The organism is Aporhodopirellula aestuarii (assembly GCF_023701485.1).
In the GTDB taxonomy this organism is placed as follows: domain Bacteria; phylum Planctomycetota; class Planctomycetia; order Pirellulales; family Pirellulaceae; genus Rhodopirellula; species Rhodopirellula aestuarii.
Genome location: NZ_JAMQBK010000060.1, coordinates 155,970 through 176,693, shown reverse-complemented (window position 1 = coordinate 176,693; position 20,724 = coordinate 155,970). Strand labels below are relative to the sequence as shown.

The 20,724-nt window shown below is 55.6% G+C and carries 14 protein-coding genes; 9 read left to right on the top strand and 5 right to left on the bottom strand.

What is annotated here, in order from left to right; all coding sequences use genetic code 11:
* Positions 1-33: 33 nt before the first annotated feature.
* A complete protein-coding gene (locus tag NB063_RS21300) occupies positions 34-798 on the bottom strand; it encodes a glycosyltransferase family 2 protein (RefSeq protein ID WP_250931173.1) in 765 nt (254 codons plus the stop codon).
* A 444-nt stretch (positions 799-1,242) separates the two neighbouring features.
* Between NB063_RS21300 and rplA the strand changes: the two genes are divergently transcribed.
* From rplA to rplL, 3 genes are all read left to right on the top strand, one after another.
* Positions 1,243-1,920, top strand: a complete 678-nt coding sequence (rplA, locus tag NB063_RS21295) for a 50S ribosomal protein L1 (RefSeq protein ID WP_250930785.1) — start codon at positions 1,243-1,245, stop codon at positions 1,918-1,920.
* Between the two features lie 172 nt (positions 1,921-2,092).
* Complete coding sequence (gene rplJ / locus NB063_RS21290; protein ID WP_250930783.1) at positions 2,093-2,620, top strand: 50S ribosomal protein L10; 528 nt, start codon at positions 2,093-2,095, stop codon at positions 2,618-2,620.
* 78 nt (positions 2,621-2,698) lie between these two features.
* Entirely contained in the window at positions 2,699-3,112 is a 414-nt protein-coding gene (gene rplL / locus NB063_RS21285) for a 50S ribosomal protein L7/L12 (protein WP_250930782.1), read from the top strand.
* 289 nt (positions 3,113-3,401) lie between these two features.
* On the opposite strand, the gene NB063_RS21280 is transcribed toward rplL, so the two are convergent.
* Positions 3,402-5,960, bottom strand: a complete 2,559-nt coding sequence (locus NB063_RS21280; RefSeq protein ID WP_250930781.1) for a hypothetical protein — start codon at positions 5,958-5,960, stop codon at positions 3,402-3,404.
* A gap of 177 nt (positions 5,961-6,137) precedes the next feature.
* Between NB063_RS21280 and NB063_RS21275 the strand changes: the two genes are divergently transcribed.
* The 3 genes from NB063_RS21275 (at position 6,138) to NB063_RS21265 (ending at position 13,272) form a co-directional block, all read left to right on the top strand.
* A complete protein-coding gene (locus NB063_RS21275) occupies positions 6,138-9,227 on the top strand; it encodes a hypothetical protein (protein ID WP_250930779.1) in 3,090 nt (1,029 codons plus the stop codon).
* A 71-nt stretch (positions 9,228-9,298) separates the two neighbouring features.
* Entirely contained in the window at positions 9,299-10,333 is a 1,035-nt protein-coding gene (locus tag NB063_RS21270) for a tetratricopeptide repeat protein (protein WP_250930778.1), read from the top strand.
* Between the two features lie 1,304 nt (positions 10,334-11,637).
* A complete protein-coding gene (locus NB063_RS21265; protein ID WP_250930777.1) occupies positions 11,638-13,272 on the top strand; it encodes an alginate export family protein in 1,635 nt (544 codons plus the stop codon).
* Between the two features lie 102 nt (positions 13,273-13,374).
* Here the strand turns inward: NB063_RS21265 and NB063_RS21260 are convergent, their stop codons facing one another.
* The 3 genes from NB063_RS21260 to NB063_RS21250 all read right to left on the bottom strand — a co-directional run bounded on the left by NB063_RS21260 (position 13,375) and on the right by NB063_RS21250 (position 17,114).
* Positions 13,375-15,240, bottom strand: a complete 1,866-nt coding sequence (locus tag NB063_RS21260) for a chloride channel protein (protein WP_250930776.1) — start codon at positions 15,238-15,240, stop codon at positions 13,375-13,377.
* Positions 15,241-15,347: 107 nt separating this feature from the next.
* Positions 15,348-16,082: an NAD(P)H-hydrate epimerase gene (locus NB063_RS21255; protein ID WP_250930775.1), complete on the bottom strand. Its 735-nt coding sequence runs from the start codon at positions 16,080-16,082 to the stop codon at positions 15,348-15,350.
* A 96-nt stretch (positions 16,083-16,178) separates the two neighbouring features.
* On the bottom strand, positions 16,179-17,114 hold the full coding sequence (locus NB063_RS21250; protein WP_250930774.1) for a DUF429 domain-containing protein: 936 nt from the start codon (positions 17,112-17,114) through the stop codon (positions 16,179-16,181).
* 39 nt (positions 17,115-17,153) lie between these two features.
* Here NB063_RS21250 and trpB point away from each other — a divergent pair, with 39 nt between their 5' ends.
* From trpB to NB063_RS21235, 3 genes are all read left to right on the top strand, one after another.
* Complete coding sequence (gene trpB / locus NB063_RS21245; protein WP_250930773.1) at positions 17,154-18,389, top strand: tryptophan synthase subunit beta; 1,236 nt, start codon at positions 17,154-17,156, stop codon at positions 18,387-18,389.
* Positions 18,390-18,455: 66 nt separating this feature from the next.
* Positions 18,456-19,511 carry a methyltransferase domain-containing protein gene (locus tag NB063_RS21240; protein WP_250930772.1) on the top strand — a complete coding sequence of 352 codons (1,056 nt, stop codon included), beginning with the start codon at positions 18,456-18,458 and terminating at the stop codon, positions 19,509-19,511.
* 68 nt (positions 19,512-19,579) lie between these two features.
* Complete coding sequence (locus NB063_RS21235; RefSeq protein ID WP_261367522.1) at positions 19,580-20,695, top strand: aminotransferase class V-fold PLP-dependent enzyme; 1,116 nt, start codon at positions 19,580-19,582, stop codon at positions 20,693-20,695.
* The last annotated feature ends 29 nt before the right edge of the window (positions 20,696-20,724 follow it).

The following is a 20,724-nucleotide window of genomic DNA, read 5'->3' as shown; positions in this document are numbered from 1 at the left end:
GCGGAGTTTTCTTACGTTCAACGGACGATTGCGTCAGCCGCACGACTGGGCACGAAAGAACGGAGTGTCAGGCAAACGACCTTCGCTGCGTACCGTCGCGATCGCTTCCTCGATGACTTCGTTGTAGTACTTCAATCGCGTTTCGGAGTGGTCGAGCGAACCCCCGAACGAACGATCCAAGTCGAGGTAAATCAGCGGAACCGGGATTTCAACGACGCTCAATCCGGATGCGGCCGCCTCAACCCACAACTGCAGCGGCATCGCGTAGCCATCATTCGTGATTCGCATCGCGCGAAGAGCATCGGCTCGGTAGGCTTTGAAACCACAAAACGCGTCCGTCAACGCAAACCCGAGTCTCTCATTGATGTCCGCGGTGATGCGGCGGTTGATGAACATTCGCTCCGCAGGCGGCTCATCGTCACCTTCGTATTTCTTCAGGTAACGGCTTCCCGAGACGATATCCGCATTGCGTGCCGCTTCGATGAAGCGAGGAATCCGATGCGGTTGATGTTGCCCGTCACAGTCGAGGGTGACGACGCCCTCATAACCTTGATCGAGAGTGTAGGCAAAGGCACTTTGCAGTCCGGCACCGTAACCACGGTTTTTGGGGTGGTGGATGACCGCGATTTGATCCGGCTGGGCTGCCCGTCGGGCCTCTAGCTTTTCAGCCGTTCCGTCATTACTCCCGTCATTAACGACGAGAATCTGGTCGCTGTAGCGGAGTACTTGATCGAGCACCTCGTCGACGTAGTTGACCTCGTTATAAACGGGTAGCGCGGTCAGCCAGCGGGAGCTCATGCAGCGAGGGTACTCGTCGTGGTTACAGCGGTCATCAGGAACAGGAGCGGTCATAAAAGTCCTTCGTGTTGAAATCGTATGATCCGCCTTCCGTGGGGAGAGGTCGGTCGTCAAGTCGGCGACACATCTGCCACTGCGACAGAAGCGGATCATTCCATGGTAGGGACGGAGCAAGCGGTGTTCCACAACGTCCTTAAGCCATACGTTACACCAGTTTTCACCAAAAAATACGAATAAGCAGGCAAAGTTGAGGTTGACGATACTGAGCAACTTCGCCAAACTCCGCCACTTCTCCCGAGTCGACCACGCCGTTAGGCCAGTCGGAATCTCGCGAGACCACAAGTGGGAGAACCGACCACTGACGATTGATCGCACGTGAATTGCGGCATTTTTCAGGATTGAGTCGTTTCGCCGAACCACCCGACAACCCGAGTCGTGACCAATATGGCAAAACAATCCAAGCGGTATCGCGCCGCGCTTGCAAAGCAACCAAAAGAGCTCCAACCGCTATCCAAAGCGGTCGAGACGCTAAAGACATACGACGCAACGAAGTTCGACCAAACTGTCGAAGTTCACATGCGTTTGGGTGTCGACCCCAATCAAGCGGACCAAATCATTCGTGGTTCGCTGGTTCTTCCTCACGGTATTGGCAAAACTCAACGTGTTGTTGTGTTTGCTAAGGGCGACGCTGCAAAAGCCGCCGAAGCCGCGGGTGCTGACGAAGTCGGCCAGGAAGATTTGGCTAAAAAGATCAAAGACGGTTTCACTGACTTTGACGTTTGTATCGCTGCCCCAGACATGATGGGCTTAGTCGGTCCACTCGGCCGAGTGCTCGGTCCCCGTGGTTTGATGCCGAGTCCGCGTGCCGGAACGGTTACCGCCGACGTCGGTAAAGTGGTCGGTGAATACAAGGCTGGTAAGGTCGAATTCCGAAACGACAAAGGTGGCAACGTCCACGCGATGGTCGGGAAGATCAGCTTTGAGTCACAAAAACTCGAAGAAAACATCACCGCCTTCGTCAACTACATCTCTGGTATGAAGCCTTCGACGATCAAGGGGACGTACATCAAAGGCGTTGCCATTTGTGCAACGATGACACCGAGCGTCCGAGTCCAGACCTAAGCAAGCCACTCTCCGAGCCCCTGCCTCTCCGCAGACGCAACCTCACAATTGAAATGTGAGATCAAGCGTTTCAGGAATTTCCGAGACGGTTGTGGTTCACGCGAATCGGTAACCTGAATTTTTGCCCAGCCGCGGTTAACGCGGAGATGAGTTTAGACAGCGAAAAAATCAAATGAGTAAATACGTTAAAGACCTGGTCACGCGTGACCTGAAGCGTCGACTCGAAGGGGTCTCCGATGCGGTGCTCGTTAGCTGCAGCGGCATGGACGCGAACACGACCAACGAACTGCGTGGCGAACTAAGCGAAAAAAACATCCAGATGATGGTTGTCAAAAACTCGCTGGCTCGTCGGGCAACCGAAGGCTCCACGCTGGCACCAGCGTTTGAAGGCACTCGCGGCCAAGTCGCGTTGATCTGGGGTTCGAGTGATTTCGTGTCGCTCGTGAAGGAAGCCGTACGCCTCGACAAAGATGCCGAGAAGTACAGCAAATTCATCGCCACCGGCGGCGTCATGGACGGTGAACCTCTCGACCAGGAGGGCGTCAAAGCCATTAGCAAATGGCCTAGTCGCGAAGAGCAAATCTCGATGTTGGTCGGCCAAATCCTGGGACCAGGATCGACCCTCAGTGCTGCGATGCTCGGCCCTGGTCGAATGCTCAACAGCCAAATCAAGAGCAAGGGCGAAGGCGACGAGTCGTAACGTCTCCTTTATCAAACCCAAGCACTTTCCCAATCCAACTTTTCCGAATCACCTTTTTCGTTTTTGAGGTAGTTTGACATGTCCGAAGAAGCAACTGCGGTCGCCGAGTACAGCGCCGAAGCCAAAGAAATGGGCGACAAGATCGCCAACATGACCCTGAAACAAGCCAAAGAATTGAGCGACTACCTCAAGGATGTGCATGGTATTGAGCCTGCCGCCGGCGGTGGTGCTGTGATGATGGCTCCTGCTGATGGTGGTGGCGCTGCCGCTGCTGTTGAGCAAACCGAATTCAACGTCGTCCTGACCAGCTTCGGCGATAAGAAGCTGAACGTTGTGAAGGTCGTCAAGAACATCACCGGTGCTTCCCTCATGGAAGCCAAGAAGATGGTCGAAGGCGTGCCTGCCACCCTCAAAGAAGCCGTCTCGAAAGAAGATGCTGAGAAGATCAAGGCTGAAATCGAAGAAGCCGGTGGAGCTGTCGAACTCAAGTAGTTCGCCGCGGTGGTTTCGGAAACCTAACACGAACGTTCGTCGAGTTCTTTTCGGATTCGACGAACGTTTTTTCCTGCGCGGACATTAGCAAGACAGCTCGCCTGGCTAGGCTAACGCAATTTTGGAAAAAAGACGTCGTCTTGATAGGTAGCCTAGGTTCGCCAGAACGTGGTCCACCGTCTGGCGACGTTGGCTACATCAAATGTCAAGCTGGTTCAGGTCCATCCACTCGACACATCATCCGCACTGTAATGGTGCAGCCCTAATGGGCATCAGATCGCCGACAGAATCAATATCGTCGCTTTCTCGATTCTTGATCGCCACGTCGTGTAATGAAGTGGAACGCGATTGCGCCCAATAGGGCTGCGATGACAGCGACCGCTGCAATTTGGCCGATCATCTGAACGCCCATCGGATCGTCGGAGGTGGGACGCAGGTCCGTGATCACTCCGGCAACGATCAGTGGCGCAAATTGCTTCCCGCCATGCTGTTGCATGAAGTCCGACTCATAGCTCCAGAGCCGGTAGAAGAATCCTTCGACCCGGATGGCGCGATTGAAGGTCGACACGAGTTGTTCGGACCCATCAGTGTCGGTGCGCAGGAAATCCGGTAACGTTGCCATCACGATTGTGACCGGATAACGATTCTCCATCACCACCGGTTCGCGATCAGGCACCTCGATCTGTAATTGCACGGCACCGAGATCACCGATCGCGTCAATCTCATAGTAGTGGTCGCCGCCGATCTCGCGGCGTCGCTGTTCGGTTTCGACAGCCACGCGTGTAATTCGTACGGTTTCGACGTCAAGCCGAATCCAATCACCGATGAAACCGCCTGGATTTTGAAGTAGGTCTACCGGGGATGCGTCGATCACGGTCGCTTTCATTCGCTGGATCGCGTTTCGCAGCTTTTCGTTTTTTGGGGCGTCGCCTGAGACGACGCCGGCCGCACCAATCATCGGATAGAAAACCGCCGAATCCGATTCCGATAGAGGTTCTCGATCCAACTCATTGACTTCGGCCAGTCGGCTCAGGTCAACGCCTTGGAGCGAGAGCACTTCGTCGGCGGGAGACTCGGGCTGCTTCGGGGTCCACCGTAAACGCCCTGCCACATCGACGATCATGGCGAGCGTCTCGTTCGATGCCGGGTTTCGAATTCGCACAGCAACACCAGAGAGATGATCACCTGGGACCGCTTCATCCGGTAAAGATCGCGAAACAAGAATTCGAGGCACGCCATTGATCGGAGACAACTGAATGATCTCAATGCGATCGAGGTTGAGGTACTCTTGGAGGGTGGTACTAACCGGAATCGACTGTGATTCGACAATCACATCGTCGACCCTGACAGCATCACCAACTGATGGCGACGACGCGGACTTTGCCAGCCGCTCCCGCAAAACGGCGTCACTCAGCCGATCGATTCGAAACACGACCTTGGCGATCTCATCGGCGTTGAGTCGTGGGTTGCTGACGTCCGGTCGTGCCTCTTCGGCAATACTGTCCAACCGCTGCGGGTCGTAGCCGGGTAAGAGGTCCATCAACGACTGCGCCGACAATGGTGATGTCGCGATCAGCGATCCGACCGCAATCATGAAACTCAAGACGACGTCCTTGCGAGCACGTCGCTCTCGAAGTTGCCGATTCAGGACGGCGGTCCGCCACATCACCCAAGACGAAAACAGTAAACCGATCACGACTGACCCCACGACGATCCACCACATCGGAATATCGTCGTCTTGGTCAGTTTGCTCGCTCCGGCTTGGGTCCGCCGCAAGAATCGCTCTAGTAATGATCGGGTTCCCGTTGGCCAGGAATGAGGCGAGGTGGCCGACGATCACGGGCGTCAGCTCAGCACCGGCTTCGGATTGGTAAGACAATCGCTTTACAAATTCGCCGTGCACCTCGACGATCGGACGCGGCGAAGTGATCGAAAAGGACTGCTTAACAGCTTCCGGCTCGGCGTCCGGCGAGCCTTGATCGGAATCTGAAACCAAGCCGTCGAACTCCTTGGGGAGGTCAGCGACAATGACGAGCCACGGTCGGCGGCTGGCATCAAGCGGCATCAGCCACAGGTTCCAGTAGTGCTGCAATTGGTAGGGGTTCTCCGGTGCCGCCACCTTCTCGATTCGCACCAATTCGCCGCGCCCGATCAAACTACGACCGCGATAAACCTCCGGCTGTTGAAGCAGGGGCAGCACGCCAGCAACCGTGGCGACCGGTCGATACCGCATCAGCGATTCCAGCCGCCCCCCGTCAACTCGGTGCATCGCAAGAGTCGTCAACAACGCAGGCCCATCGGCTGCCCTCCACACCGTGCCGTCTTTCGCCGATTCGATCAATCGCTGCTGAACCGCCAACGCCAAGAAGGATTCATCGCGTTCGGATTCGAGAACGAGGTCGTCTTCATCAACGTCGATGTCATCGCCACGTAACCATTGCGACAGGAGAGTTGTCAATTCATCGTCCGACTTGGTGTCCCGCCACTCCTCGAATTGACCCCGCTTTTGTGACGTCCATTCTTCCGGGCCGCGATCCGATCGGTTCGCTGAAGAATCACCCTCGTCTGAGGCGATCACCGTTTGACCGCGACCAGGTGCTTGGCCTGGGGGCTGGTTCGTCGCCGTCGCCGGCCCCGCAGAAGCGACCGCAACTTGCCGAGCGGTTTCGGGGAAAAAGACGTGATAGACTCCGGGTCGAGACGCCTGCCGCATGACCACGACAACGAGTGCCAACACGATGGTTAATCGTAGAACACGTCGCCACGATTGGCCGGCGGAAGGAGCTTTTCGACGGGAGGACGTCCTACCGTAGAGAGATTCGCCGTGAAGTTGACTGGGGATTCGCATCGCAAATTAGCCACGGAAGTTTGAGAACGCGTACCACTGTATTGGCAAACTGTCGACCAACAAACCGTCGAAAAGGTTGCTAGTCCGTTACCCGCACTTTACCCTAGAGGAGTGTCGCTCAACATGCCGACGTCATGGCGACAATTCGTCGAATTACCTCTCCAGCAATAGCTCCCTATGCCGCCATCGCATTTATTGGCTCGCTTAAAGTCGTCCGCGACCTCGCTACCATCAACAGGGGGGGCGACTTGGCCCGTCGTGGCAGTGCTGATTCTTGGCAATTTCATTGGAGGATCGATCGCGCGCGCCGAAGGTGAACCGGCGGCCGACTTCGTCAACCAATTAAGGTCGGTCGGTTACTACGACATGGCGCTCGCCTATCTGAACCGGTTGGAGGAATACCCCGGTGTCGACTCGGCATACCTAACGACCGTGCCTCTCGAGAAGGCCCAAACGTACATCGACTCAGCCGTCGCAGCTCGCTCGGTTGACCAACGGGATGAACTGTTTGCAAACGCCGAAAAGGAACTGCAATCGTTTCTCAAGAATCATCCCAACAACGAGCGAGCCTCCGAAGCCCGATCCCAATTAGGAAAATTGAGGATGTTTCGGGCGTCCCAGTTCATGATTGGAGACGTCGATGATACGGATCGTCGCAAGGCACGCGAACTCTACCAAGCGGCGGCGGATACCTTCGACAACATCATCGAAGAACTCAAATCGACGCTGAAAGAAATGCAGGGGGCGAAAATCGATCCCACAAAAGATCCCGACAAAGCGGCATTGCGTGACCAGTATCGGTTTGAATTCTTGATGGCCCAGCACAACGCGGGTGAGGCCCGCTTGATGTCCGCCGAGACGTTTAAGGATCCCGCCAAAGATGCCACCAAGCAATTGAACGAAGCACTTCAGATTTACACCGATCTGAGTGAAAAATACGAGTCCTACGTGCAAGGCGCGACCGCGTTTTACTCCCGCGGCCGCGTCGAAAAAACACTCGGCAAACGCGATCAAGCCTACGACAGTTTCTCACGCATGCTCGAACAAGCGGAGGTCAATGAACTCCGAGATGCGAAGTTCGGCGCCGCGACCGGATTGGTCGACTTGATCCTCACTGATGAAAAGAACGACTACGCCGAAGCGATCAAAATTGCCGAACCGCTCGAACGCACTCTGCGACCCAATGAGGAAAGGACCCAAGTCGCTCAGGATTTACGGGTTGCCCTCGCGAGAGCTTATCTGGCCAAAAACAAAGACGAGAAAAACACAAAACCCAACGAGCGAAAACGCGCCGTTTCTGACGCACGAAAATTGCTCTTACAGGCAAAAAAAATTCCGGGCACCCACGCTGACGCCGTGATCGAATTGCTCGCTGAGGTCGGTATCGATGCTTCCGCTACCGAAGCGGTTGCGGAGATGCCGACGGCGGAAGATCCCAATAGTTTTGACGAGGCGCTCGCATCGGCGCGGCAGATTTTTCAAACGGTCCAAACGCTCTCCGAACAACTCGAGATGCTGAAGAAGCAAGGTGGAACAGGCGAGCAAGTTAAATCGTTGGAAGACTCGATCACCTCCGCCCGCCAAACCGGAATCGTGATCCTTCGCCGCGGCTTGTCGATGATCCACGCGGAAACCGAATCCGTTCCGATCAACGAGGCACGTCAATTTCTTGCTTTTCTGTTGCTGCAAGAAAAGAACTACCGAGACAGCTTTGTGGTTGGCAATTTTCTCGCCCATTTCGCTCCCGGGACCGAAACGGGATTGAGTGGCGGACTGATTGCGTTGAACTCAGCCCAACAAATCATTTCCTCCGAAGGCACGGGAAACGACTACTGGGTCAACCAAATCAAATCGCTCGGTGACTTCCTTGTCGAAAAATGGCCGGACAACCCCAAGGCCGCGTCCGCGCAAGGAATCTCGATCGTGATGGCGATGGAACAGGGCGATCTTTCCGAAGCCAAACGACTTATCGATGCGATGCCCAGCGGTCCGGAACAGGCGAAGTTCCGCCGTTTGCTCGGCCAACTCTACTGGAACGATTCACTCAAATTGCGACGTGAAAACAAGCCAGAGGAGGCAGACAAAATATTGCCAATCGCGGCCAATGAACTGACCTTGGGACTCGAACAGATCTCAGGCGGATTGGTCGGCGAAGAAGCCATGAAGGCGGCGGTTGTCCTCGCAAAGGTTCGCCTCAAACAAGACAAACCGGTTGAGGCGGTAAGAGCTCTCGATCATCCAAAGTATGGAGCGATCACAGTATTGAAAAAGCTCGATGCGCCGTCAGATGATTTCTTGTTCGATCTTTATCGTACCGAACTGCAGGCCGTCGTTGGTCAAATGACGTCCTCGTCCGGCGATCAAGAAAAGCTCCTCAAGCGGGCTTCCGATTCGATCGACAAACTTCAAAAGACGGCGACGGACGAGACCGGCAAGAAAAAACTGATTGACACCTTTCGCATGTTGGCCGCGGACATCCAAGAACAAATCAAGAGTGCGCCTCCCGCTCGCCAGGAACAACTGATCGACGCGTTTAACATCTTTCTGTCGCGGATCTCCTCAATCGCCCAAGACGACATCACGTTGTTATGGGTCGGTCAAACGATGTTGGGGATGGCCGAGTCGGCGATGCAACCCGGTCAAGTCAAAGCCGAAGGTCAAGCAGCCGAGCTTCTCGAAACAGCGGTCGCTACGTTCAAGACGCTTAAGAATAAGCCTGATGCGTCGGATTCGATTCCATTCATGTTGGGTAAGTCGTTGAGATTGCAGGGCGAGTATTCCGCGGCACTGAATGAATTCCGCGACATCCTGACTAAGAAACCCACAATGATCGATGCACAAGAAGAAGGTGCTCTCGCCTACGAACAATGGGCGGCGACACTAAATCCGAAGTTCAAGGCGAGTGCTTACAGCGCCGCTCTGGGTGGCGGGAAAAAAGGGGTCATCTGGGGATGGGGGAAAATCAGCCAGATGACCCAACGCAATCCGGCATTCCGTGAGCGGTTCTTCACGGCACGTTACCACGTTGCGTTGTGCCGTTTCGAACAAGGACAGGCAGCGGGCGACAAGAAGATCACTCAACAAGCCGCCCGGGACATCACGAGTCTCGCGGCGCTCTATCCGGATATGGGAGGAGCCGAAATGTATCGGAAGTTCAATGCGCTATTGAAAAAAATTCAGGTGCAACTGGGTGACGCGCCCGACGGGCTACCTCCAGCTCCGAAACCAGCCGCACCCGCGGCGGCACCTGCGGCGGCACCCGGATAATCTGTCAGGTGGAGTGCGTCAGCCGTTAAACAATGTCAAACAAATCGAAACAACACACGAAACAATTATCCATGATCCGTTTCTCAACTCGCAGTCTCATCGCTTCCACGCTATTGGCAACCCTTGTTCTTTCGGGAGTGGTGCACGCCCAAACCGACCGACTCTATCCCACTGATGGCGAGGCGGTGATCGGCAAAGTTAAAACGATTAGCAAGAATGAGATCGTGATCACGGCAGGCGGTAAAGATCAATCGTTTCCATCGAGCGACGTTCGCCGTTTGCTTTTCCAAGGCGATCCACCGGAACTCACCCGCGCCCGTGAACTCGTGATGGACGGCCAATACGATCAGGCCTTTGACGAACTCAAACAAATTGATATTGCTAAACTGCCACGCGATTTCATGAAAGCCGACGCGCAGTTCTACCTCGTTCTTTCGCAGGGTGAGTTGGCGTTATCGGGGCAGGGTGATCTCAACAAGTCGACCGCAGATGCTGTCGAATTTGCGAGAAGCAATTCCGATTCGTGGCACTTCTATCCGGCGATGAGACTGCTCGGTGACCTTGCCAAAGCGTTAGGGAATTATGAAAAAGCGGCTCAATTTTATGGGTATCTACGCAACGCGCCCTCTCGAAGCCTGCAAATCGAATCCGTCTACCAGACGGGTATGGTCAAGATGGAACAAGGTGATCTTGATGACGCAAAATCCGACTTGGCCAAAGTCGCGGGCCTGAAACCCAACAGTGCCGAAGAGAAACGGCTGCAGACGCTGGCCAAAGCGGCTATCGCCGTCATCGCGGCGAAGCAAGGTGAAGGTGGCGAAGCGATCAAAATGGTGAATGAATTGATCGCCAACTTAAACCCGACTGACACACAAACCGCAGCAACAATCTACAACGCGCAAGGCGCAAGTTACGCGGCGCTAGGAGATGATGAGGGAGCGTTGTTGGCTTATCTCCATACCCAATTGATGTACTCGATGCATGCCTCCGAGCATGCCGAGGCGCTCAAGAAGTTGGCGGACCTATGGAACAAGGTTGGCAAACCGGATCGGGCCGCCCAAGCTCGAGGTGAACTGCAGCAACGTTATCCTGGCCTGAGCGGCTAGTCTCAATTTGCCAATCTCCGGCGCAGACGGTTGGTGCGAGTCAGACGACCGAGTTGTCTTGCTAAGCAGGTAGGCAGGATTAATTGGGCAAAATCCCATGAGCCATTTGGGCGTTATCCTGGACTGCTAAATGGTTGTGAAGACGTGGAAAGACAACGCCACGCCAGTAATGTTTTATTCCTTGTCGCGATAGCGACGGCAGGTGAAAGCCTCGGACGCGAGTCCGGGGACGACGTCGCTCCCCGCTTACACCAAGTCGCGAAGCGATGACAGGTTCCGCTCCCGGTGGTTCATTCGTACGCACAACCGTGTCATGTGTCGTCGCGTTGCGACTTGCTTCGCTTTGTTTTCCAAAACCACGGACTCACGTTCGTGGCTTTTGGATCTCGTCACTGTCGTGACTAACCATTGGCGAGATACGGGATCCAGCTAAATGCAAAAGCGATAGCGACACGTCTTGTCCAGAACAAATTCTTGGCAATCCTGTGATAGCGTTGGTTGAACGTAGGAACCATGGTTAGCATCAAAGGACCGATATACCGAAAAACTCCAGCCTACGTGCTTAGAAGGCCAAAGCGTCCATTTTGAATGGGTCGTTCTATCTCGATTACCTCAACATCCATTTGCTTTGAACGGGGCAATGGGAACAGCTGGAACGCTGGATCGGATTTGGGGAAACCAAACTAGTGCTCTATCAGCATTAAAAATGGGGGTAAGACCAGAGGGCTCGCCCCGTTCCGCGACGCTTTTTAGCGAGCCCTCCGGTTCGAGCAACGCGGCGTTTTAGGTTAGATAACGCACTCGCGTTAATGCCGTTGCCTGAGCGGCCACGGGGGTGCCGTGATCGCTCTCGTCTCCTTCACATTCGCTCGCGGCTGAAGCACTCAGACAACGCCTGTTTCGATCACTTTGAGCAGTCACTGAAGAAATACCGACAATTCGGCATTCGAAAGCTCAGTCGAACACTCCCCGCAATCGCTACAGATTCTCTCTGTCGCTGAGTGACTTTGCGGATTCTTTCGTATCACGCGATTTCGCATCCCAGTAGACGCGAAAATTCATAGTTGTCGCATGCTTTTGGAACACCGCTGATGTTTATGAAGTCGATACGTGGTGTCGTAGGCCAAGCGATTGAATGGATAGCAACGCTTTTCACCAAAATCATTGCGCCCCCCTTAAATAACCTCGACAGAACAGGGACCGGTTTAGGCACCCCCAAACCAACAAATCGGTCCCATGTTTTCATAGGCGGCGAGGTCGATTCATCGCCTTAAATACCCCATTGCAGGGAAGGAACTCAATTGATGGTCTCTTCAACCAGCCGCCGCAGGCGAATGATTTTCGCCGCGTTGTCGTCCATGGCATTCGTCGGATTCTCAACCAACGCCATTCAGGCACAAGAGATCAGCGAAAATGGACTTCAGACGGTCATCTTACAAACTGCGGGTGTAGAAGACGCACCCGTTGTCGACGCACCCGTTGAACAAGCGGTAGCAGAGCCCGTTCCGATGGCGGAATCGTACTACGTGGAGCAGCCGATGCCCACGTACGATTCCCAGCCCGCGTGCAATTGCTACGCCGCCGGTGGTGCGAAGAAACAGGAGGCTGCCACTGCAAAAATGAAGGCGGCCTATGCCGGCGTGTTCTACGCGAATAATTTTTCGTATCTGAACGATCCCTATTACAACGGTCCAACGTATTTCTCGGACAACTTCAAGAATCTCAGTACGCCGTTTGGTCGACTGGATCTCGGTGGGGAAACCCGCTATCGATATCATAACGAACGGAATCACCGCGGCGTCGGAATCACCGGCCGTGACGATAATTTCTGGCTCTCACGGACGCGTCTCTACGCCGATTGGGACGTATGCGACGACATCCGCGTCTACGGTGAAATCCTCAACGCCGAATCGATGGGCGAAACCTTCGCACCTCGTCCCATTGAAGAGCAAGACGCCGATATCCTCAACCTTTTCGTCGACGTCAAGTTGTACGATGGTGATCACGGCAAACTGATTACTCGCGTCGGTCGCCAAGAATTACTGTTTGGTGCACAACGAACCGTATCGCCGTTGGACTGGGCCAACACCCGCCGCACGTTCGAAGGCATTCGAGGCATCTACCAAAACGGCGACACCTCGATTGATGCGTTCTGGACAGGCTACGTCCCCGTGCAACCGGACGATGCCGACGAAGCAGACTACGACATCCAATTCTACGGTGCCTACGCGACTCGCAAAAACACGGTTCTCGGTAATGTGGACGCCTACTGGCTCGGTTCCGACGATCGCAATGTCGGATACAGCTATCAGACAACGGGCAGCCGCATCAGCGGCAAGACCAACGGTGGTATGTTGTATGAATTCGAAGGTGCGTACCAGTTTGGCGAGAACGAAACTCCCGACGACCACAGCGCCGGATTCATCACCGCCGGACTGGGACGTAAGATTGAAACCAAGCACCTCAGTCCTACCGTGTGGCTCTACTACGATTGGGCTTCGGGAGAAGAAGACTTCAACGAAGTCGGTCGTGCTGACGGTGGATACGATCACCTCTATCCACTCGCACACAAATACAACGGTTTCATGGATTTGTTCGGTCGCCGAAACCTACACGACTTCAACGTGTTGTCGGTGACACCGTTGCACAAAAAGGTATCGTTGATTCTCTGGTATCACTACTTCCGGCTCGATCAAGCAACCACGCCATACAGTGTTGTCATGACACCTTACAACACGACCACTGCCGCTGCGTCGAAAGATCTGGGTAGTGAAATCGATGTTTTGTTCAACATCAACCTCAATCCTCGCAACAACGTGTTGTTCGGGTACTCGCACTTCGCGGGAGGCGACTACTACAAGACGACGACTCCTCCTACGATGTTAAACGGAGACTTTGACGCCGACTTCTTCTACTTCCAGTACACGACCCGGTACTAATCCACTGAGTCGAGACCATTTCCCCACCAAGGTAAATTGTCACAAAGCGACCGCCTAGTCTTTTCTGGGCGGTCGCTTTTTCGTTATAGGTGGGCTTTGATCCTATGAAACGTGGACGTCTTCTTCTTCTTTGGACTCTCGTTTGAGTTCCATCACTCGCTGATTGTAGGCTGCGATTGTTTCGCGGCGGCGGAGCATACCGAGCAAGACTCCCGGTCGCGTGTGATCGATAACCGGTAACTCATCGAGGTCGTGAGAGGTGAAACGGAGCAGCGCGGTGTTGAGATCGTCATCTGGGGCAACCGACATGAAATTGTCCGTCATCACGTCGCGAGCGACAGCTAATTTCCATAGGCTCTCGTCGTAGAGATACGCGCGAACATCGTTGTCACTGAAGATTCCCACCATCTTCTGATCGGCATTCACGACGGGGAAATAGTGCTGGTTGCTGTACGCCAATCGGTGCACGATATCTTCGACCGTCATCCCTTCGGGAATCATGGTGACCTTGCGATCCCGCTGGTAGATGTCTTTGACCTGCAACCCTTCGAGCACATCCACAATAAAATCGCCGCGATGGGCCATTGAATCCATGCGGGTTGGAACTTGTTTCCGATACAGGCGAACGTTATGGCTCATCACGAATGTCGAGGTCGACACCAGCATCGTCGGCAACAACAAGCCATAGTCGCCCGTCAACGCACGCACCATGATGATCGTGGAAATCGGTGCCCTCGCGATCCCGGCGAAAAATCCGGCCATGCCGACGACCGCGAACGCTTCGGGTTCCGTAACGATGTCGGGGAAAAACATCTGAAACGTCAAACCAACCGCTGCACCGGAGCAGCCACCGATCACCATCGACGGACCGAACACACCGCCCGAGCCGCCTGAACCGATCGTCAGCGAAGTCGTCACGACTTTCGCAATCGCGACGGTAATCAACAGAGGAATGCCGAGCTGTGTCGCCGAAGTAACGGCGATTTGGAGCGTTCCATATCCGGTTCCAAGCACCCCCAACACGGCGTGGTTGTTATCGTAGAGTTTCAGCAGTCCGATGCCAATCAATCCGGCCATGGCCGCCCCGATCGCTGGCTTGACGTGAGGCACGATCGGCAGTTGATGAAACAGTTTCTGAGTTCCGTAGAACGCATTCACATAAGCCATCCCGACGATCACCAAAACGATCGCCAACACGACGTACGCGATCAGTTCCAACGGTGAAACGAAATTGTGTTGGAGGGCCGCTCCAAAGATCGGGATGAATCGAATATCCGGTGGTAGGGATTGAACGTAAACGCTGTAAGCGACGACCGACGCGGCAGCAGCGGGCACCAACACGTCCGCCTCTAAGTCCGCGTCGCTGTACAGAATCTCGGCCGCGAAAACAGCACCGGCCAACGGTGCGCGGAAGATCGCACCAATCCCCGCACCCATGCCCGCCGCCAACATGATGCGGCGTTCGCGGTTGGATAGTTTCATCGTCGTGCCGAGCCACGATCCGAAACCGGCACCGATTTGGGCGATCGGTCCTTCCCGGCCGCCGGAACCACCGGTACCGAGCGTGATCGCGGACGTGATCGTCTTAATCAAGGGCACGCGGGCCCGCATCTTGCCCCGCTTGTTGTGAAACGAATCGATCGCTGCGTCCGTCCCGTGACCTTCCGCTTCAGGAGCGAACGTGTAGACAATGACTCCCGAAATGAGTCCACCGATCGTCATCACGGCGACGAGTAGCCATGGCGAGAGCGAGTTGGGCACGTGATCGAAACGCGCATGCTCTCCGGCGGCCTCGAGCGGTGTGTACCCCGCAAATTGCGTGAGCGTGAATCGCGTCACACTTTGACCAACCACATCAAACAAAATCGCACCGACGCCAGAGACCAACCCCACCAAGGACGCCAGCAAAATCCATTTGCCGAGAGAATGAAGTTCGTGGTTTTCGACGAGTTTGCGAACGCTATCCACTTGAACGATTTCTGTGTTTGGTAACGCGGTGAGAAAGTAGCGATTGGACGGATTTGGTGGAGTGAGAATGGTCTCTGTGAACAGCCTAGCAGTATCCGATCGGATGGCTATCCGGGGAGACGCAATTGCCGTTTTAACTCATCCGGGATTCCGATATCGATCACTTCCAACTCACCCAAATATGCTGCGGCCTTCGGATTTTTCATGCCCGTCTTGGGGGCGACAAAGGTGAGCGTCAAATCGGCTCGGAAGGTCGGATCGAAGGGTTCGCCGGTGTCGCCATCGAGGCCTGAGGGGATATCGATCGCAACCCTCCGCCCGCGATCTCGGTCTCTTTCTAAAAGACGATTGGCAGCCCGAATCGCTTCCGCAAACGGTTCCCGAGGGGCTCCTTTGGAACCCGTTCCCAACAAACAATCAACGATCATGCCGTCGTGCTGCTCAATTCTCGTCGTGATCTGAGCCTGACCGGCGACTTCGATCGGTACTTCCGCGTCGACGGCATCGTCGTGACTCTGTTTGGCATCGCCGCGCAGCTTCCCGGTGTCGATGACAGAAACGACAAACACGGGCCGACCCGCCGCCGCGAGACATTTCGCGATCACGTATCCGTCGCCCCCATTATTGCCTGCCCCGGCGAGGATCATCGTGGGCGGATCCGAGGTACGAAGTTCCTCCAGCAAACAATCCGCACAGGCGCGGCCGGCGTTTCGCATCAGGTCGATGCCAGGGATATGGAATTGCTCGATCGCGGCTCGGTCCACTTCCCGAGATTCCGCCACTGAGAAGGTTGGCCAATTCATCCGTTCAGCCTCGGCCAGGGAAATCGATTTGAGTGACATGGTTCAAGCTTCCCAGTGTGTTCGGATGGGCAATCAGTGTGTTGGGATTTGGAATGAGAAAATATCAGTTCAGAAAAGGCGGGCAATCAACAAAAGCTAGCAATAGACTCGGCCCTCTTGTCGATAGCGTGAATGTCGAGCGATTTCCGAATGGTCGTCGCGATTCCACGCGGACCACACCCCCACCGCGGCGATCACCGCATCGAGGGCATCGCCGCCCGGATTTTCCATCATGACTTTGCGTCGATACGCAGACATCTCCACGACACGTGAAATCGCAGTGAGGATCACGCGACGATTTTTGCGGCGAACCTCATCCGGCGGTTTTCCTCCTGATTGTTTGTATTTTTGGCGTGGCAAAGACATTCGCCAAAGCGTTGACGATGGACACGCCTCCACCACGATCCGCCGCACGTCCATCACTTTCAACTCTCCCCGGTCCAAACGATCACTATCAAACGGCATCACGAGCGTGTGTGCGTTTCCGGCGATGCGGGCCAGGACGTCCCGCATTCCGTGAAACGTTTGATAGATGATTCGGTAGTGATAACAGTCGAACGGGGTGCGGGTCTCGCGATCCGTTTCCCGTCGGATGTGCATCGAATCACCGAGACGGCGGGCGATTTTTACCAGATGACGGCCGTACGATTGAGCATCTCCATCGAAATCGGTGACGTGTCGGATCTGATCCGGCCAATCGCCCAGCCCGAGTTCGATCGGCAAACCGAACGGGAAATCCATTCCCCACAACGCCCCCCGGCTGTCGAGGATTTTTTCGGCCAGGTATTTGCACACAATATTGCGTCCCGGATCGCCCGCAGCCCGACCGAGCGGTTGCAGATCGACGAGTTTAAGCGGTTGAGAGGCTGCCGAGCGTTTGCCTCCACCGTTGACCTGCAATTCCGCAATCCAAGCGTTTTTACCCGCCTGTGCGGCGCCACTGAAGTCAACCCCCATGATTGTTTGAGGCTGAAAACGCGAGATCCGAGCGTGCGTCGCGTTGACCAAGTTTTCCTCTCCAGTGACAATCATTCGTTCCCGGTGCATCCCTTTTTACCCGACTGAGATTTGATGAGTATTGCCGATTCGTCCGCTTCGGATAACACTCCCGCGACCGCCCACGTTCCCGATCCCAATGGCCGGTTTGGCGACTTCGGTGGCCGCTTCGTTCCCGAAACCCTCACCCGGGCCCTCGACCAGCTCGCTGAAGAATACGAAGCTGCCAAGAAGGATCCCGAGTTTCAACGAGAACTCAGCGGTTTGTTGAAAACATTCGTCGGTCGCCCCAGCCCGCTGTACCATGCGAAACGGTTGTCCGATAGCGTGGGCGGTGCACAGATCTGGCTCAAACGAGAGGATCTCAACCACACCGGCGCTCACAAGATCAATAACACGATCGGCCAAGCACTGTTAACGTTGCGGATGGGCAAGACCCGCGTGATCGCCGAAACCGGTGCTGGACAACACGGCGTCGCCAGCGCCACCGCCTGTGCCCACTTCGGACTGCCGTGCACGATCTACATGGGCGCCGAAGACATCCGTCGGCAAAAACCAAACGTGTTCAGCATGAAGCTGCTCGGGGCCACCATCTCGCCTGTCGAGAGCGGTTCGCGAACCCTGCGTGACGCCGTTAACGAGGCGATGCGGGATTGGATGTCCTCGGTCGAAGACACTCACTACATCATCGGCAGCGTCATCGGCCCACATCCGTTCCCGATGATGGTTCGCGATTTTCAATCCGTGATCGGTCGCGAAACCCGCGAACAATGCCGTGACTCATTCGAACGGTTGCCCGATTGCGTGGTGGCCTGTGTCGGTGGCGGATCCAACGCAGCCGGCATGTTCTATCCCTTTGTCGAAGATGAAGGCGTCCGCATGGTCGGCGTCGAAGCGGGCGGACGGTCCAACGCCGCTGGCGATCATGCCTCGCCATTGTCCTACGGGAGCCCCGGAGTGTTGCACGGCAGCTACAGTTACGTGATGCAAGACGAAGACGGCCAAACCTGCGACGTTCACTCAATGAGTGCTGGTTTGGATTATCCCGGCGTCGGTCCCGAACACAGCTACTGGAAAGACACGCACCGGGTCGACTATATCGGCTGCCGCGACGACGAAGCGATGAAAGCGTTCGAACGTCTGGCAACCACCGAAGGAATCCTGTGTGCACTCGAGACGGCTCACGCGGTCGCGAAAGCCATCGAACTGGCAGCCGACATGTCCGAGAAAGAACATCTCGTGATTTGCCTGTCGGGACGCGGCGACAAAGACGCGATGGAAATCGCACGCCTGCGTGGCGAAGAATGGTGAGCGAGCGGCAACGCCCCCTCGGCTCCCTGATCGCAACTTAACCACACACTCAACCCCATACAGAATATGTCGAATCAAGATCGCACGCTCGATCACTATCAGGAGCTCATGACGATCAACGCGACCTCGCACATCCTGCGGGCGGCGCGACAAATCGGTCTTTTTGATCAACTCGCCGAAGGGCAAAAGACCGTCGAGACGTTGGCTGAGAACTTAAAAATTCCGCAACCACGCGTCTTCATGTTGATCCAGTCATTGATCGCTGTCGGAATCATCGAACAGTACCAGGAAGACTACGCACTCTCGTCCACCGCGCGGTTGCTCTGTCAGTACGACGCGGATCTCGGTGACTCAACTTGGAACGGACTCGCTGACTCGCTGCGTCGTTCGCCAGCGGACCCATCCGCCGACGAAACGACACCGAATGATTCTGCGATCACCGGCCAATTGCAGAAGAGATTCGATGCGATCGCCGCGACGCAGTGGGTTCATACGCCTGCGGCGATGCAGGTCGCCGAGATCCTCGACCTGGGATCTACCCCGCCCGACCCCATAGAAGTTGAAAACAACCAAGCCTCCTCGGCCGAGCCGACACGCGAACCGATCGAGCTGCTCGACTTCGGCTGCGGGTCAGCGGTCTGGAGTTGTGCGATGGCGTTTCGTGAGCCTGCGATGCGAGTTACCGCAATCGACAACCAAGCCGCCTTGGCCGCCGCAACGACCACCGCAACGTCGATCGGTTTATCGGAGCGATTCGAAACGCGAGTCGGCGACGTTCCCGGCGTGACCCTTCCAGATGCGACCTATGACATGATCGTCATCGCTCAACGGTTGCACGCGTTTCCGGCCTCACTAGTCAGACAGATGCTCGATACCACGTTCGCGAGCCTCAAGACCGGTGGGCGTTTGATCGTGATCGATTCGTTCCGCGGCCCGCATCAACCGATGCTTGCCGAATCACTCGAAGCGTTGCGGATGGAAATTCAAACCGACAAAGGCGAGATTCCCGAGCTTCCCGTCGCCGAACAACGAATGAAAGATGCGGGCTATGAAAACATCCAATTCACCTTCATCGCCGCCAGCCGCACGGGATTGGGCATGATGATCGGAACGAAGTCGTGAGTGAATCTTTGACATCGATCCCGTGTCCCAAACAACTCGACGAAGTCTGGTCGTGGTGGCGAGATCAAATGCCTGTCACCAATAATTGGGCATACTTCGATCACTCCGCCGTCGCGCCGCTCAGCCAACCTGCTGCCGAAACGTTGCGGCAATTCACCGACATGGCCTCGACGAGTGGTGACGTGCATTGGCTCGAGTGGTCAGCCAAAGTCGAGACGCTCCGCGGCTTAACCGCCGAACTGGTTCAATGCGACAAGGACGAAGTCGCGCTGGTTCCCAACACGACCGCGGGGATCAATATCGTCGCCAACGGTTACCCATGGCAAAACGGCGACAACGTGGTTTTGCCCGAAGGCGAATTTCCGAGTAACCGATTCCCGTGGCTCAACCTCGCCGATCGTGGTGTGGAAGTCAAAACGATTGCCCGCCGCGATGGCCGTGTCGAAGTTGACGATCTAATCGCGGCGATCGACGACAATACGAAAATGATCGCCGTCAGTTGGGTCGGCTACGCGAGCGGATTTCGGATCGATTTGGATGCGTTGGTCACCGAAGCCCACGCCCGCGGCGTGCTGGTGTTCTTGGATGCGATTCAAGGGATGGGAATCTATCCGCTCGATCTCAGTACCTGTGACGTCGATTTCCTCTCCGCCGACGGGCATAAATGGATGCTCGGACCCGAGGGCGCTGGCGTGGCAGTAATCCGTCGCCGGCATCTGGAAACGCTGCGGTGCGAAAACGTGGGATGGGCGAGCGTGCGGAACGCCCATCTGTTTTCCGGTGCGACGTTTGATCTGCGAGACGACGCGGGGCGGTTCGAAACCGGTTCGGCGAACATGTCGGGACTGATGGCGTTTGCCTCGTCTCTGGAATTGTTTGTCGAGGTCGGCCGAATCCACGGCCCCGCTGCGATCGGCGATCGCGTGCTCGAGCGGGCCGCCCGGCTCCGCCAATTGATCACCGAAAAAGGGGCAAAACCGCTTTTCCAGAACGATCCTCCCGAGATTCACGGCAGCGGAATCGTGACTTTCGAAGTACCGGGAGAGTCACCCGCGGACTTCCGCACCCGCGCGATCGAAAATGGGGTTGTGGTCAGTTGCCGAGGCGGGGGCGTACGGGCCAGCGTTCACGTCTACAATGACGACGTCGATCTTAAGCGACTGGCAGATCTTATTTCCTCCTGAACCCCACCCAGACACGGACCCGATCCCTT

Bases quoted from the DNA above. Each gene is read 5' to 3' on its own strand.
- NB063_RS21300 (WP_250931173.1), bottom strand. From the start codon at position 798: ATGAGCTCCCGCTGGCTGACCGCGCTACCCGTTTATAACGAGGTCAAC.
- rplA (WP_250930785.1), top strand. From the start codon at position 1,243: ATGGCAAAACAATCCAAGCGGTATCGCGCCGCGCTTGCAAAGCAACCA.
- rplJ (WP_250930783.1), top strand. From the start codon at position 2,093: ATGAGTAAATACGTTAAAGACCTGGTCACGCGTGACCTGAAGCGTCGA.
- rplL (WP_250930782.1), top strand. From the start codon at position 2,699: ATGTCCGAAGAAGCAACTGCGGTCGCCGAGTACAGCGCCGAAGCCAAA.
- NB063_RS21280 (WP_250930781.1), bottom strand. From the start codon at position 5,960: ATGCGAATCCCCAGTCAACTTCACGGCGAATCTCTCTACGGTAGGACG.
- NB063_RS21275 (WP_250930779.1), top strand. From the start codon at position 6,138: ATGCCGCCATCGCATTTATTGGCTCGCTTAAAGTCGTCCGCGACCTCG.
- NB063_RS21270 (WP_250930778.1), top strand. From the start codon at position 9,299: ATGATCCGTTTCTCAACTCGCAGTCTCATCGCTTCCACGCTATTGGCA.
- NB063_RS21265 (WP_250930777.1), top strand. From the start codon at position 11,638: ATGGTCTCTTCAACCAGCCGCCGCAGGCGAATGATTTTCGCCGCGTTG.
- NB063_RS21255 (WP_250930775.1), bottom strand. From the start codon at position 16,082: ATGTCACTCAAATCGATTTCCCTGGCCGAGGCTGAACGGATGAATTGG.
- NB063_RS21250 (WP_250930774.1), bottom strand. From the start codon at position 17,114: ATGATTGTCACTGGAGAGGAAAACTTGGTCAACGCGACGCACGCTCGG.
- trpB (WP_250930773.1), top strand. From the start codon at position 17,154: ATGAGTATTGCCGATTCGTCCGCTTCGGATAACACTCCCGCGACCGCC.
- NB063_RS21240 (WP_250930772.1), top strand. From the start codon at position 18,456: ATGTCGAATCAAGATCGCACGCTCGATCACTATCAGGAGCTCATGACG.
- NB063_RS21235 (WP_261367522.1), top strand. From the start codon at position 19,580: ATGCCTGTCACCAATAATTGGGCATACTTCGATCACTCCGCCGTCGCG.